The following is a 14758-nucleotide window of genomic DNA, read 5'->3' on the forward strand; positions in this document are numbered from 1 at the left end:
ACCTGTTCTAACGTCAACCATCCTTGGAGCTAATCCGGTATTTTCTACAAGCTAGCAGACGAACACAACAGATCAAAGGCCTCCTTACGATCAAGATTAATGAGGAGATTTTTCGAAATGCTTTAAGATTACGTCATCCGTACATTCATTTCACCGATGGTACGAGCGGGACGGCGCGTTATCAGCCAGATAAAAGCGGTCCGGATCGTTCCAGACCGCTGAAATAAATGGCCTTACTGAAGGAAAAAATTCCCGACTGCTTCGACGACTAATCCGGCTTGTTGTTCGGATAAATCGTAAAATAAGGGAAGTCGCAGCAATCTCTCACTCTCGGACGTCGTGTATCGATCTTCTCCATAAAACCTTCCGTATCTCGAGCCCGCGACTGAACTATGGAGCGGGACATAGTGGAAAACCGCGTTGATATGACGCTTGTTCAGGTAAGAGATCAGACGGGCCCGGGTATCCAAATCCCGAAGTTTTAAATAAAACATATGCGCGTTGTGCCTGCAATCGGCAGGTATGCTTGCCAGCTCCACCATGCCCTGTGCAGCTATATTCGACAGCCCCTCCCGATAAAGATTCCATATCCGGAGACGCTTCTCGTTCAATTCATCTGAGCGAAGCAACTGTGCATAGAGTACGGCAGCATTAAGGTCGCTCAGCAAAAAAGAAGAGCCGATGTCGACCCAACTGTACTTATCTACCTGTCCACGAAAAAAATTCGCGCGATTAGTACCTTTTTCTCGGATAATCTCCGCTCTTTCGATGAACGCCGGATTATTAAGCAGTAGTGCTCCACCTTCGCCGGAGCTAATATTCTTGGTCTCATGGAAGCTGAGGCAGCCAATATCCCCTATAGAACCTAGTGGCATTCCATCGTAGGCGGAGAATATACCTTGCGCGGCATCTTCTACGACAAACAGATCATAGGCCCTAGCGATCTCCATAATTCGTGTCATATTGCAGCTAACTCCGGCATAATGCACGGGGACAATCGCTTTTGTACGCTCGGTTATGGCAGCCTCGATTAAGGATTCGTCGATATTCATCGTATCCTTTCGGATATCGACGAATACAATGTGAGCGCCTCGAAGTGCGAACGCATTAGCAGTCGATACGAAGGTATACGAAGGCATAATGACTTCGTCCCCTTCGCGGATATCCAAGAGGATCGCTGCCATCTCGAGCGCGGACGTACAGGAGGTCGTGAGGAGAACCTTGGAGACACCCAGCTTCTGTTCGAGGTATTCACTGCATTTTTTCGTATACCAGCCATCCCCGGACAGATGCCCTCTTTCAAACGAATCTCGTATGAATTGAAGCTCAAGCTCGCTGGAGGAAGGGCGATTGAAAGGAATCATGATAGATACACCTCGATTGAGTTAGGTAGAGCGCATTAAAAAAGTTCGTACTATGTATAACGGTTGCGTAAGGCCGTTGTATGATATAGAAATCAAATATATTTAGAAACGACAGATTACATTTTCATACATGACGCCTTTGGGTGCGGGTTTTCGGGTATGATAAAATGAAGATGGCAAAGTAGCCAATCCTGATGAATCGCTAAGCGCTTTGCCGTGTATTTTCTCGCGAGGATTTTGTGTTTGAGAGATTTTTTCTTTTAGATTTTTTTAATTATTCAAATAAAGAAGGGCGAGTAGAGAAGTAATGAGTGGAGAAACGAAAAGCACTAAATCAAATAAAAAGCTATTATGTTTATTCGCCACCGAGAAAGGATATGTTACTCTCGAAAAGGCGTTGCAGCAAGGTTTCAGAGAGAATATTGGTTGCGTAATCTCCTACCAGGATAAGCAAGTTAGTTTTGATTATGAACAAAAAATATATACATTATGTAAAGAATATGAGGTTCCCTATTATAATTGGTTTAAAAATAAAGATAAGCTGCCTGAAATCATTTTTAACCATACAATCACTGGGGCAGTGGCAGTCTCTTGGCAGTATCTGATTGACCTAAAAATAAATAGCCTTTTGCAGGATAAAGTCATTGTATTTCATGATTCTTTGCTTCCTAAATACAGGGGATTTGCCCCAACTCCTACAGCGATGATTTGTGGTGAGGAAGAAATCGGTATATCCGCGATATTTGCAGAAGAGGCCGTGGATAGCGGCGACATCGTACTGCAAAAAAAAATGAGGATATCAGGTGACGACTATATTAAGCATATTATTACAAAACAATCACTTCTTTATGCGGAAGCGTTTGTAGATGTTCTATATATGATGAAAAACGAAAATATAATTTCGTATCCGCAGGACGAGGAACAGGCGACATATAGTATTTGGCGTTCCATAGAAGATTGTCGTATAAATTGGTCTGAATCATCCGAGAAAATATATGCTCTTATACGCGCGGTTGGGAACCCGTATCACGGGGCATTCACATTTTACAATGAAAAAAAGGTTATTGTTAATACCGCTGAGGTGGCAATTAACGACATGAAATTTGCTATCCGGGATTACGGAAAGATATGGACCATAGAGGAAGGCGCGCCTGTTGTTATATGTGGCAAGGGGATGCTGAAGATAACGGATGCAGTGTTTGAAACCGGCGAGAAAGTGCAATTTGAGAAACTGAGGGTGCGATTTGGTTGATTCATTAGTTGTGCTATAAAATAAAGGGAGATTTGTTGAGACCGCTTTCATTTTTCCCATTGACACAAAACTTTCCATGATGGTATATTCGGGATGTGGGCCAGGCCAAATCGCCTATAATGTCATTATTGATGCCATTGAATTGAAGATGAAGGGAATGTTATGCACATGCAAGGTAAAGTAAAATGGTTCAACGCAGAAAAAGGTTACGGCTTCATCGAGGCAGAACAAGGCGGCGACGTATTCGTTCACTTCTCCGCGATTCAAATGGACGGCTACAAGGCGCTCGAAGAAGGCCAGCCGGTTGAGTTTGACATCGTGCAAGGCGCACGCGGCCCGCAAGCAGCAAACGTCATCAAAATCTAAAACTAAAAGCGTCTCGGGACGCTCGCTCACGTATAGATAGACAACGGTCCTAAATACGATTTATGGCCACCCCGCCTCGGAGCAATCCGAGGTTTTTCTCTTATCCAGGGGAACGCAGTAGTCTACTTCTTAACTGCTTCCAGCGTGCTCTTTCGAGATAACAGAATATTCAAAACAATCTGCGGAATGCTTTGAAATCGGTCTTGCGGGTATGTTAAAATGAAGTCAGCAAAGGAGGATGCAGCATATGAACTATAATATTCGTGGTCAGCGTATGGATGTCACGCCAGCTCTTCGGGATTATGTCGAGAAGAAGCTCACCAAGCTGGAACGGTATTTTGAAGCGCCTCCCCAATCCGACGGCACGGTGACGCTCAGCGTCACGAAGAACAGCAATGCCGTCGAGGTAACGATTCCTCTGCAAGGACTGCTGCTCCGGGCCGAGGAGAAGAGCAACGATATGTATGCCTCGATCGATCTGGTCGTCGACAAGCTGGAGCGCCAGATCCGCAAGCACAAGACGAAGGTCAACCGCAAGGTGCGTCAAGCGGCAGGAGCGCGCGGCGTTTTCAAGGAAGAAAATGCAAGCTCCAATGCGACGGCTACGCTCGTTCGGGATGAGGAAGACGAAAAGTTCGAGATTGTCCGTACGAAGCGTTTCCGCAGCGAGCCGATGACCGTCGAGGATGCGATCCTGGAGATGAATCTGGTCGGACACGCCTTCTTCGTATTCGCGAATGCCGACACCAAGGAGACCAACGTCGTATACCAACGCGATGACGGCACCTACGGCTTGATCGAATCGGTCGTCTGACGATTAGCTTGTACAACAAACCTTAATGAAGCGATGCCAAGCCTTCTCGTTCTCACGAATGAGAAGGCTTTTTGCTTTTCTTTTTAGAGGGGGCAGTTCAAACAAGATTAACTAACGGAATAGAATATTCTTTCCGATTTTAATAAATAGAGTACTTTTGATAAAAGGGGTTCAAGGATGAGCAAACTTATGTGGAATAAATCCTCTAGAGACATCGTGTACGTTTATGCAGCTATATTTCATTTTCTGCAATATTTATCGTTATTTATTTTAGTAAGAGCGATATGCAGGCGGATTTGGTTCAGCGTAACCTATCGTAAATTGCGTAAAAGTATGCCCACCGAGCTTCTTAGAGAAGGGCAGCTTTCAGTTCTTCGGAATTTAGCACATCGCGAAGCCGATAAGAAGTTTGGTTCTAACTTCTCCTCATGGTGGGTTGTTGGGCATACTGTTGGATCATTAGTTATTTTATTGATCGTCGTTAATCTAAATGTAAGTAAGTTTCTCACAAGTATTTTCTTGATATACGGTGTATTACGTATTTTCGAGATCATGGTTTATCAGATTAATGCTCTTTTGTTTGATTCCTATAAATCATCCGATTATAAAATTCAAGGAAAGACACGCATCATTATTTTACTGTTGCACAATTATGTGGAGATTGTATTTTGGTTTGCGGTAACCTACTATTCTAATATTCACATTTACTTTGCTGGCGATAATCCGGAGGGAATAACGCCGATTCATAATACGTTTGTTCAAGCCATGTATATTAGTTTTGTCACTATGACTACGTTTGGACAAGCTAATTTTGAAATTACAAACAGCCTGAGTCAATTTCATAATTATAAAGCCATATGGCACTAAGGCTTTCAGGCACAAAAAAAGGAGTACCTACCCAAGTTGTAGAAGTGAAAGGTTACCACACCACACTCTCAACAAAGGAGGTACTCTGTTGTATTCGATTCGCCAAGAAGAGCTGTTTTCCCTGCAAGAATTGATGGAAATGTCTCCCGATGACAAGTATGGACTGATTTTTAGCGAACTGGACTTGGCCCCTGCCCTGCGTGTGGTAAATAAACAAACACATCGGGGGCGTCCGGAAGAGTTGAATACGGCGGCCATGATTTATGCGCTGCTGATTTCAAAAATAGAACGTATCCCGACCACTAAGGATATGCTCCGACGTTTAAAGAGTAGTGTGGAGTTTCGAATGACATGCCGTTTTCGAGGCTCCGATGCCTTGCCAAGCGAAGCGTCATTTTCACGACTATACACCAAGTTGGCGGATAGTGGCGTGCTTTGGACGTTGCATGAGCAAATGATTCGGCTAGCGTACGCTGCCGGTTTTATTTCCGGTGACATTCTCTGCATGGACTCCTCTCACATCGAAGCGGACGAAAACAGTCCTGCTCGAAAAAAGGCCAAAATAGCCGCACCTGATACGCCGCACCCTGCGCTCATCACGGAGGCGGCGGTTAGCGTGCCTGCGCCATCGCCGGTAGCTGATCCTAGAAAACAATACAAGCGAGGGCGTCCAAAAGCGGAAGACATGGAGCGGCGGCGGCAGGAGAGAGCCGCATGGGAAGCCTCATTGCCCTTGTTTGAGCGAAAAATCGAAGAAATGCTGCCGCTCCCTTTTGAAGATCTGCAACCGCACATCCCTAAGCATCCGAGCTCTTCGAGCAAAACGGGCAGCGACGGAAAGCAGAAGTGGTGGTACGGCTACAAGCTCCACGCGCTGGCAGACAGCAAAAGCCAGTACCTGGTGTCGGCTCTCTTCAGCTCCGCGCATGTCAGCGATGGACGAATAGCGATTCCTTTGCTGAAGAAGTTTACCGGAGATCTTCCAAACTGGTCTGTCCGGCATGTGCTCGCAGACGCGGGCTATGATTTTATGGCCGTTTACAAACAAGTACGGGAAATGAATGCTTGGCCGCTAATTGATTTCAACGAACGCAGCGATAAGCCGCCCGAAGGATATAACGAGCAGTTCAGCCCGATCTGCAAAAAGGGGCACGCCTTCGTGTATGACAGCTTCGACGCCGAGTATAAGCGATTAAAGTTTACCCGTCCGAAGGAATGTGCAACCTGCCCGCTGCCGAGTAAGGACCAATGCCAGAAAATAAAAAAGATTAAAGTGGGACAGGATCTAAGACGGTTTACTGTGCCTGCGCGAGCGAGCCAAAGCTACGAGGAAACCTATGACCAACGAACCGCGGTTGAACGTATTTTTGCTTACTTAAAAGAATATTATGGCCTGGGTCGTTCTGAGCACCGAGGAAAACGTGCTGAGGTCGATGCAGCGCTAAGCGTATTAAGCTATACATTATGCCGATTTGCGGTCGACAGGAAAAACAGCCAAAGCCAAAAGCAAGCCTCTTAAAATTTGTGCAAAAAAGAGATTTCCTCGTTTTCTGCCCTCTTAAGCTACTGCTATGATTAATTATGAAATTGACTCAGCCTTAGCGCTATAATATTAACTATTCAATCTATGGCTGGACTAATTATGACAATGTTTACATTAGCGCGATTTATATCGCTGCTTCCAAATGTCGATTCTGAAGATAAATATTGAAGGGAAGCTTATGAATGAGCCGTTGGCCCTTTCCTTGCCCCCCTCCCGCTTAACTGCTAAAATATAAAAATACGGTCATCCCGCATAAGGGGAAGGGGTATCATATGCTCGGAATAGTGAAGAAGATATTCGGAGACGCCAATGAGCGCGAAGTGAAGCGGCTGTCCAAGACGGTCGATGAGATCAACGAGCTGGAGTCTTCAGTTAAAGGGCTAAGCGACGAACAGCTCCGTGCCAAGACGGAGGAGTTCCGCAATCGCCTGAATAAAGAAAATTTTGAACTGGACGATCTGCTGCCGGAGGCGTTCGCGGTCGTACGCGAGGCTGCGGTGCGGGTACTGGGGCAGCGCCATTACGACGTCCAGCTGATGGGCGGCATGGTGCTGCACAGCGGCAAGATCGCCGAGATGAAGACAGGCGAAGGCAAGACGCTCGTCGGCACGCTGGCGGTCTATCTGAACGCGCTGGCAGGCAAGGGCGTGCACGTGGTCACGGTGAACGATTACCTGGCCCAGCGGGACAGTCAGCTGATGGGACAAGTGTACAATTTCCTGGGCATGACGGTCGGCTGCAACCTGCACGGTCTTTCCCATGAGGAAAAGCAGGCGGCCTATGCCTGCGATATCACATACGGGACGAACAACGAGTTCGGCTTCGACTACCTGCGCGACAATATGGTGTTGTATCAAGAGCAGATGGTTCAACGTCCGCTCTATTACGCTATTATCGACGAAGTCGACTCCATCCTGATTGACGAGGCGCGTACGCCGCTGATCATCTCCGGCCAGGCGCAGAAGTCGACGCAGCTGTATTATCAAGCGGACCGCGTGGCCAGCCGGCTGAAGGATACGGAAGACTTCACGATCGACGTGAAAATGCGCAGCATCGCCTTGACGGAAGCCGGCGTGACGAAGGTGGAGCAGGCGTTCGATATCGACAACTTGTTCGCGCATGAGCATGTGCTGATCAACCATCACGTCAATCAGGCGCTGCGCGCTCGCTTCATTATGAAGCGGGACGTCGATTACGTCGTGCAAGAAGAAGAAGTCGTCATCGTCGACGAGTTCACGGGCCGTCTGATGGCGGGCCGCCGCTACAGCGACGGGCTGCATCAGGCGATCGAGGCGAAGGAAGGCCTGAACGTTCAGAACGAGAGCATGACGCTCGCGACGATTACGTTCCAGAATTACTTCCGCATGTATCGCAAGCTGGCCGGCATGACCGGCACGGCGAAGACGGAGGAAGAGGAGTTCAAGCGGATCTACGGTCTCGAGGTCGTACAGATTCCGACGAACCGCCAGAATATCCGCAAGGACATCCCGGACGTCGTCTACAAGACGGAGAACAGCAAGTTCCGCGCCGTCGTCGAGGAGATCGTGAAGCGCCACCAGACGGGGCAACCGGTGCTGGTCGGCACCGTATCGATCGAGAACTCGGAGCGCGTGTCGGAGATGCTGAAGAAGAAGGGCATCAAGCACCAGGTGCTGAATGCGAAGTACCACGCTGAGGAAGCGGAGATCATCTCGAGCGCAGGTCAGCGCGGCACGGTCACGATCGCCACGAACATGGCCGGTCGCGGTACGGACATCCTGCTCGGCGAGGGCGTACCGGATCTCGGCGGCCTCCACATCATCGGCACCGAGCGGCATGAGAGCCGCCGGATCGACAATCAGCTCCGCGGCCGCGCCGGCCGTCAGGGCGACCCGGGCTCCTCGCAGTTCTACCTGTCGATGGAGGACGAGCTCATGCGCCGGTTTGGCGCGGACAACATCATGGGCATGATGGAGCGCCTTGGCTTCGACGAGGAATCCCCGATCGAGAGCCGTCTCATCACGCGCGCGATCGAGTCGGCGCAGAAGCGCGTCGAGGGCAGCAACTTCGATGCCCGCCGCGTCGTCCTGCAATATGACGACGTCATCAACCTGCAGCGTGAGAAGATCTACGGCGACCGCCGCCAGATTCTCAGTGCGGAGAAGATCCGCGACGTCGTCATGCCGATGATCAAGTCGGTCGTCGAGCGCGCAGTGGACAAGCACTGCCCGGGCGACGATGTGCCGGAGGATTGGGATCTCGAAGGTCTCGCGGGCTACGCCCATGCGAACTTCCTGCCGGAAGACCGCGTGAACAAGGACGATCTGTGGGGCAAGGAAAAGGAAGAGATCGTCGACCTGTTGATGGAGCGCATCGAGCAGCTGTACAACGAGCGCGAGCAGATGATCGGCGAAGAGACGATGCGCGAGTTCGAGAAGGTCGTCGTCCTCCGCGCCGTCGACAGCAAGTGGATGGACCACATCGACGCGATGGACCAGCTGCGTCAGGGCATCCATCTGCGCGCCTACGGCGGCAACGATCCGCTTCGCGAATATCAGTTCGAGGGACATAATATGTTCCTGTCCATGATCGAGCGGATCGAAGAGGAAGTGACGCTCTACATCATGAAGGCGCAGGTCGAGAGCAACGTGAAGCGCGAAGCTGTCGCCGAAGGCCAGGCTGTCGATACGAAGGTCGAAGCCGGACCGAAGCGCCCGGCCAGGTCGCCTGAGCAGCGTGTCGGACGCAATGACCCCTGTCCTTGCGGCAGCGGCAAGAAATACAAAATGTGCCACGGTCGCATAGACTGATCTGGCACGGGGGCGGTGCTCCGCCGGGCGGTATCGACGACACCGCGCCGGGGAGCATCGCTCTTGCATGTCGGAACGATTCTAACTTGAGGTGATCTTACATGTCCGTTAACGATTACACAGCCAAGCAAGACCTTCGCGAATCCGCGAAGCGACTCACTTACCTTAGGGGGTCTCTTTGACTTAGATCTCAAGCAAGAGATGATCGCGAACTTCGAGGAGAAGATGAGCGCACCCGACTTCTGGGACGACAACGAGAAGGCGCAGAGCGTCATCTCCGAGCTCAATGCGGTCAAGGGTGTCGTCGAGCAATACACGACGCTTGCGGCCGAGCAGGAGGATCTCGAAGCGATGCAGGAGATGCTTGAGGAGGAGACGGACGCCGATCTGGAGGCCGAGTGGGTCGGCAGCGTCAAGGCGCTGTCCAAGAAGGTCGACGACTTCGAGCTGCAGCTGCTGCTCAACCAGCCTTACGACAAGTCGCACGCCATCCTTGAGCTGCACCCGGGAGCTGGCGGCACGGAGTCGCAGGACTGGGCTTCGATGCTGTACCGGATGTATACGCGCTGGGCGGAAAAGAAAGGCTTCAAGGTGGAGCTGCTCGACTATCTGCCGGGAGACGAGGCGGGCATCAAGAGCGTCACCATCATGGTGCGCGGCTACAATGCCTACGGCTACCTGAAGGCCGAGAAGGGCGTACACCGGCTCGTGCGCATCTCGCCGTTCGACGCGTCCGGCAGACGCCATACGTCCTTCGTCTCCTGCGACGTCGTGCCGGAGATTCCGGACGACATCACGATCGAGATCCGGCCCGAGGATCTGCGCGTCGATACGTACCGGGCGAGCGGCGCCGGCGGCCAGCATATCAACAAGACCGACTCGGCCATCCGCCTCACTCACTTGCCGACCGGCATCGTCGTCGCCTGCCAGACCGAGCGCTCGCAGATTTCCAACCGCGACCGCGCGATGAAGATGCTGCAATCCAAGTTGTATGAAAAGAAGATCCAGGAGCAGCAGGCCGAGCTGGCCGCTATTCGCGGCGAGCAGCTCGACATCGCCTGGGGCAGCCAGATCCGTTCGTATGTGTTCCACCCGTACAGCATGGTGAAGGATCATCGGACCAGCGTCGAGACGGGCAACGTGCAGGCGGTCATGGACGGCGAGCTCGATCCGTTCATCGACGGTTACCTGCGCAGCCAGATCAAGCAAGATCCGGCGGCGGCGGAGTAAAGACGATTCTGCTCGCTTCGCATAAAGCACACGGCAAGTTCCGACACTATTGGCAACGCGAGGAAGAGACTTTCCGATTGCCGGCACGGCTCACCCGCTACGTGGGCCATGACCGGCCTCCATCGGCAAGCGTGCTCACCGTGCGGTGCCGGGTGCGGAACTTGCCTTTTCATATGCAGCCGCCTTCCCATGAATGATCCTAACCGAGAGAGAGTGCCTTACAGATGGACAATACGAACGGTGCACGCCAAGCAGGACACCCTCAGGATGTCAGACCTAACAAGCGCCGCCGCAAGCCGAGATCGATACTTTACCGCAATAGCGAGTCCATGGCGCTGCTGCTTGTCGGCTCCTTTTTGATCGCAGTCAGCTTCAATCTGTTCTTTCTTCCTAACAAGATCGCTTCCGGCGGCGTCTCCGGCATCTCGGTCATCGTCAACAGCTTGACCGGCATCAAGCCGGCCTACACCCAGTGGACGCTCAACATCCCGCTATTCATCGCAGGCATTGCCGTCTTCGGCAGCCGCTTCGGCATCAAGACCGCCGTCGGCTCCATCGTGCTGCCGCTGTTCGTGCTGCTCACGGCGCATTGGGCGCCGCCGACACACAACCCATTGCTCGCCGCCATCTACGGCGGGCTCGGCGTCGGACTTGGCCTCGGCCTCGTCTTCCGCGGCCAAGCCTCCACCGGCGGTCTCGATGCCGCCGCGCAGATCGTCCATCGCTACACCGGCCTGCGTCTCGGACTTGCAGTCGCGACGCTGGACGGCCTCGTTATCCTCTCGGCCGGCATCCTCATCGCGCCCGAGAATGCGCTCTACGCCCTGATCGGCCTGTTCGTCACGAGCAAGACGATCGACGTTGTGCAGACCGGCCTGCAGACGTCCAAGGCCGCCTTCATCGTGACGACGCAGCCGGAGAGGGTATCGCAAGCCGTGCTCATCGACCTCGACCGCGGCCTCACCAAGCTGCAGGGAGAAGGCGGATTCACGGGCGAGCAGCGCCCCGTGCTCATGACCGTCGTCGGCCAGAACGAGGTGACCCGGCTCAAGCTGCTCGTGCAAGACGCCGATCCCGGCGCGTTCGTCATCATCACGAATGCGGCTGAGGTGCTGGGGGAGGGGTTCCACGAGCCGCAGCTGCCGGGAGGGCGGAAGGCGAAGTAAGAATGGTGCTTGGCCGGATGGAACAGGACGGTCATATGTTGGCGTGCGCAGTTGTGACATCGAGTGCTTGGACTGCAGCATGCCGAGATACACGGTACAATCGTGCAACACTCCTTAAACGGCCGCATCCGGCAGGAGATACACGGCAGAATCGTGTATCTGGCCCGGAATGGCCGCATCCGGCAGGAGATGCACGGCAGAATCGTGTAACTCGGCCCGGAAAGGCCGCATCCAGCAGGAGATACACGGCAGAATCGTGTATCTGGCCCGGAATGGCCGCATTCGGCAGGAGATACACGGCAGAATCGTGTATCTCGCCCGGAATGGCCGCATCCAGCAGGAGATGCACGGCAGAATCGTGTATCTGGCCCGGAACGGCCATATCCGGCAGGAGATACACGGCAGAATCGTGTATCTCGCCCGGAATGGCCGCATCCAGCAGGAGATACACGGTAGAATCGTGTAACTCCGCCCGGAATGGCCGCATCCGGCAGGAGATGCACGGCAGAATCGTGTATCTGGCCCGGAATGGCCGCATTCGGCAGGAGATACACGGCAGAATCGTGTATCTCGCTCGGAATGGCCGCATCCGGCAGGAGATACACGTACAATCGTGTACATACTCGCCCAGAGGGAGCGCAGCCGGCCCGCGGCCTCCTCCTCAGCCCCAGTACATCGACGCACGAACGGCAGCATCCCTGATTTGCACCACCGCGCCAAATCACCCACCCCGCAAACTTTTATTGAATAAATAATCATTCGAATGTATAATGATACACATCGATCTCCGGACCCGGTGGGCCGCAGCGCTGCCGCTCTCGCACTCGCGATACTCAACATCGGCCGCACGAGGGGGCAACTGAAGCACCTCTCCATACATAGCCATGAACGCGACGGCGGGCTTAACTTGCTTTAGACAACCCCTCCGCGATCCGGTACAATGGAAATAGTTTGCTATGAACGGCGGATGCCTGCCGACCTGCGGCGGCATCCCATTCCTTTATACAGCAAGGAGTGTATGTAAAATGCAATCATCATCATTCGCATCCGATTCGTCATCATCGGCCGCGCCCCATGTGCGCGTCGCAATCGTCGGCTCTACCGGCTACGGCGGCGTCGAGCTGATCCGGCTGCTGGCCGCCCATCCGTACGTGACGATCACGTCCGTGATCTCCTCGTCCAACGCGGGCGAGCCGATCGCGGCCGGCTATCCGCATCTGACGGAGATTCGCACCGACATCCTCGATGCGGTCGACCCGGATCTGATCGCCGGCAAGGCCGACGTCGTCTTTTTCGCGACGCCCCACGGCGTCAGCACGAAGCTGGCGGGCTCGTTCCTCGCGGCGGGGCTCAAGGTCATCGACCTGTCCGGCGACTTCCGGCTCAAGGACCGGGAGAGCTACGCCAAGTGGTACAAAAAAGAGGCCCCGCAGCAGGACGAACTCGACCGCGCAGTGTTCGGCATGTGCGAACTGTTCGGGGACGAGGCGCGCGGAGCCGACTTCATCACCAATCCGGGCTGCTTCCCGACGGCGACGACACTCGGTCTGTATCCGGCGGTCAAGGCCGGCTGGATCGATCCCGACAGCATCATCATCGACGCCAAGACCGGTGTGTCCGGCTCGGGCCGCGGGCTCAATATGAGCGCCCACTTTTCCGAAGTCAACGAGAACTTCAAAGCCTACAAGATCCACCAGCACCAGCACACACCGGAGATCGAGCAGACGCTCGCGCGCGCGGCGGGCGGTCCGGTGACCGTGTCGTTCACGACGCATCTCGTGCCGATGACGCGCGGCATCATGAGCACGATGTACGCGAGCCTGACCGACAAGACCCGCACGACCGCAGACTTCCGCGAGCTGTACGCACAGTTCTACGAGGGCCGCAAGTTCGTGCGCGTGCGCCCCGAGGGCACATGGCCGGCGACCAAGGAAGTGTACGGCTCGAACTACTGCGACATCGGCGTGCTCGTCGACGAGCGGACCAAGCGGCTCACCGTCGTGTCCGTCATCGACAACCTCGTCAAGGGCGCGTCGGGCCAGGCGATTCAGAATTTGAACTTGATGATGGGCTGGGACGAGACGACGGGTCTGACGTTCCTGCCGGTCTATCCATAACGGACGGGGGAACGGGAGCGACATGGGGAAGAGCTATCTCATCGTGCCGGACGGCGGCGTGACGACGCCCAAGGGCTTCAAGGCGGGCGGACTGCATTGCGGTCTGAAAAAAACGGATCGTCACGATCTCGGCGTCATCGTGAGCGAGGTGCCGGCAGCGGCTGCGGCGGTATATACGACGAATTTATTCCAGGCGGCTCCGCTGCAGGTGACGCGAGAGAGCCTGGCTGAAGAAGGCCTGCTCACCGCAGTGCTCGTCAACAGCGGCAACGCCAACGCCTGCACCGGCGCCCAGGGCGAGGCCGACGCGTACGCGATGCGCGCGCAGATCGCCGAGGCGCTCGGCGTGGCGAAGAACCGGGTCGCCGTCGCTTCGACCGGCGTCATCGGCGAGCCGCTCAAGATGGACCGCGTCAGCGCGGGCATCGAGCAGCTGCCGGAGCGGCTCAAGGGTGACGCGTCCGGCTCCGACGACTTCTGCCAGGCGATTCTGACGACCGACCTGGTCAAGAAGACCGCCTGCGTCCGCGTCGTCGTGGACGGCGCAGAGGTGACCATCGCCGGCGCCGCCAAAGGCTCCGGCATGATCCACCCGAACATGGCAACGATGCTCGGCTTCGTCACCACGGACGCCGCTATCGGCTCGACGGCGCTGCAGACGCTGCTGCGCGACATTACGAATCTGACCTTTAACATGATCACCGTCGACGGCGACACCAGCACCAACGACATGCTCGTGGCGATGGCGAACGGACTCGCGGGCAACAACGAGCTGACGCCGGCGCATCCGGACTGGGCGGCGTTCGCCGAAGGGCTGCGCTACGTCTGCCAGGAGCTGGCCAAGGCGATCGCGCGCGACGGCGAAGGCGCCACCAAGCTGATCGAGACGATTGTCACCGGCGCCGCGAGCGATGCGGACGCCCAGGCGATTGCCAAGACGATCATCGGGTCGAGCCTGGTCAAGTCGGCCGCATTCGGCGCGGACGCCAACTGGGGCCGGATCATCGCGGCCGCGGGCCGCGCGGGCGTCCCGCTCAACGTCGGCACGGTCGACGTGCGGCTCGGCGACATTCTCGTGCTGGAGCAGTCACGTCCGATCCCGTTCGACGAGGACGCCGCGCTGGTGTATCTCAAGGGCGACACGGTCGCGATTCGCGTCGACCTGCATACGGGCAGCGGCCAGGCGCTCGCCTGGGGCTGCGACCTGACCTACGATTACGTGCGGATCAACGCCGCATATCGGACGTAAG

The 14758-nt window shown here is 54.6% G+C and carries 12 protein-coding genes; 11 read left to right on the plus strand and 1 reads right to left on the minus strand.

All coding sequences use genetic code 11. The features are described 5' to 3' along the window. Positions 1–233: 233 nt before the first annotated feature. Positions 234–1364: a dTDP-4-amino-4,6-dideoxygalactose transaminase gene (gene rffA, locus VQ071_RS08000; protein ID WP_340513379.1), complete on the minus strand. Its 1131-nt coding sequence runs from the start codon at positions 1362–1364 to the stop codon at positions 234–236. A gap of 307 nt (positions 1365–1671) precedes the next feature. Here rffA and VQ071_RS08005 point away from each other — a divergent pair, with 307 nt between their 5' ends. From VQ071_RS08005 to argJ, 11 genes are all read left to right on the plus strand, one after another. After that, positions 1672–2616, plus strand: coding sequence for a formyltransferase family protein (locus VQ071_RS08005; protein WP_340513380.1), 945 nt, complete (start codon positions 1672–1674; stop codon positions 2614–2616). A 168-nt stretch (positions 2617–2784) separates the two neighbouring features. Then, positions 2785–2982: a cold shock domain-containing protein gene (locus VQ071_RS08010; RefSeq protein ID WP_143106717.1), complete on the plus strand. Its 198-nt coding sequence runs from the start codon at positions 2785–2787 to the stop codon at positions 2980–2982. Between the two features lie 247 nt (positions 2983–3229). Next, positions 3230–3796 carry a ribosome hibernation-promoting factor, HPF/YfiA family gene (gene hpf, locus VQ071_RS08015; protein ID WP_340513381.1) on the plus strand — a complete coding sequence of 189 codons (567 nt, stop codon included), beginning with the start codon at positions 3230–3232 and terminating at the stop codon, positions 3794–3796. Between the two features lie 177 nt (positions 3797–3973). After that, a complete protein-coding gene (locus VQ071_RS08020; RefSeq protein ID WP_340513382.1) occupies positions 3974–4663 on the plus strand; it encodes a hypothetical protein in 690 nt (229 codons plus the stop codon). A gap of 88 nt (positions 4664–4751) precedes the next feature. Then, positions 4752–6182 carry a transposase gene (locus tag VQ071_RS08025; protein ID WP_340513383.1) on the plus strand — a complete coding sequence of 477 codons (1431 nt, stop codon included), beginning with the start codon at positions 4752–4754 and terminating at the stop codon, positions 6180–6182. Between the two features lie 296 nt (positions 6183–6478). Further along, positions 6479–8995, plus strand: a complete 2517-nt coding sequence (secA, locus tag VQ071_RS08030; RefSeq protein ID WP_340513384.1) for a preprotein translocase subunit SecA — start codon at positions 6479–6481, stop codon at positions 8993–8995. A 101-nt stretch (positions 8996–9096) separates the two neighbouring features. Beyond that, positions 9097–10225, plus strand: a protein-coding gene (gene prfB / locus VQ071_RS08035; protein WP_340513385.1) for a peptide chain release factor 2 whose coding sequence is annotated in 2 segments (ribosomal slippage) — positions 9097–9174 and positions 9176–10225 — 1128 coding nt in all. Because the reading frame shifts where the segments join, the coding sequence is not laid out codon by codon here. A gap of 224 nt (positions 10226–10449) precedes the next feature. Continuing rightward, the gene (locus VQ071_RS08040; protein WP_340513386.1) at positions 10450–11391 is read left to right on the plus strand and encodes a YitT family protein; all 942 of its coding nucleotides are present in this window, start codon (positions 10450–10452) and stop codon (positions 11389–11391) included. A 256-nt stretch (positions 11392–11647) separates the two neighbouring features. Next, a complete protein-coding gene (locus VQ071_RS08045; protein ID WP_340513387.1) occupies positions 11648–11857 on the plus strand; it encodes a hypothetical protein in 210 nt (69 codons plus the stop codon). Positions 11858–12416: 559 nt separating this feature from the next. Then, positions 12417–13508 (plus strand): N-acetyl-gamma-glutamyl-phosphate reductase, encoded by a 1092-nt coding sequence (gene argC, locus VQ071_RS08050; RefSeq protein ID WP_340513388.1) that lies wholly within the window; start codon positions 12417–12419, stop codon positions 13506–13508. A gap of 22 nt (positions 13509–13530) precedes the next feature. Continuing rightward, positions 13531–14757 carry a bifunctional ornithine acetyltransferase/N-acetylglutamate synthase gene (gene argJ / locus VQ071_RS08055; protein WP_340513389.1) on the plus strand — a complete coding sequence of 409 codons (1227 nt, stop codon included), beginning with the start codon at positions 13531–13533 and terminating at the stop codon, positions 14755–14757. Position 14758 lies beyond the last annotated feature (1 nt).

The organism is Cohnella sp. 56 (assembly GCF_037963805.1).
Lineage (GTDB): Bacteria > Bacillota > Bacilli > Paenibacillales > Paenibacillaceae > Cohnella.

What these genes read in the sequence shown, in the direction of transcription:
- rffA (WP_340513379.1), bottom strand. Translation starts at nt 1,364, where the DNA reads ATGATTCCTTTCAATCGCCCTTCCTCCAGCGAGCTTGAGCTTCAATTC.
- VQ071_RS08005 (WP_340513380.1), top strand. Translation starts at nt 1,672, where the DNA reads ATGAGTGGAGAAACGAAAAGCACTAAATCAAATAAAAAGCTATTATGT.
- VQ071_RS08010 (WP_143106717.1), top strand. Translation starts at nt 2,785, where the DNA reads ATGCAAGGTAAAGTAAAATGGTTCAACGCAGAAAAAGGTTACGGCTTC.
- hpf (WP_340513381.1), top strand. Translation starts at nt 3,230, where the DNA reads ATGAACTATAATATTCGTGGTCAGCGTATGGATGTCACGCCAGCTCTT.
- VQ071_RS08020 (WP_340513382.1), top strand. Translation starts at nt 3,974, where the DNA reads ATGAGCAAACTTATGTGGAATAAATCCTCTAGAGACATCGTGTACGTT.
- secA (WP_340513384.1), top strand. Translation starts at nt 6,479, where the DNA reads ATGCTCGGAATAGTGAAGAAGATATTCGGAGACGCCAATGAGCGCGAA.
- VQ071_RS08040 (WP_340513386.1), top strand. Translation starts at nt 10,450, where the DNA reads ATGGACAATACGAACGGTGCACGCCAAGCAGGACACCCTCAGGATGTC.
- argC (WP_340513388.1), top strand. Translation starts at nt 12,417, where the DNA reads ATGCAATCATCATCATTCGCATCCGATTCGTCATCATCGGCCGCGCCC.
- argJ (WP_340513389.1), top strand. Translation starts at nt 13,531, where the DNA reads ATGGGGAAGAGCTATCTCATCGTGCCGGACGGCGGCGTGACGACGCCC.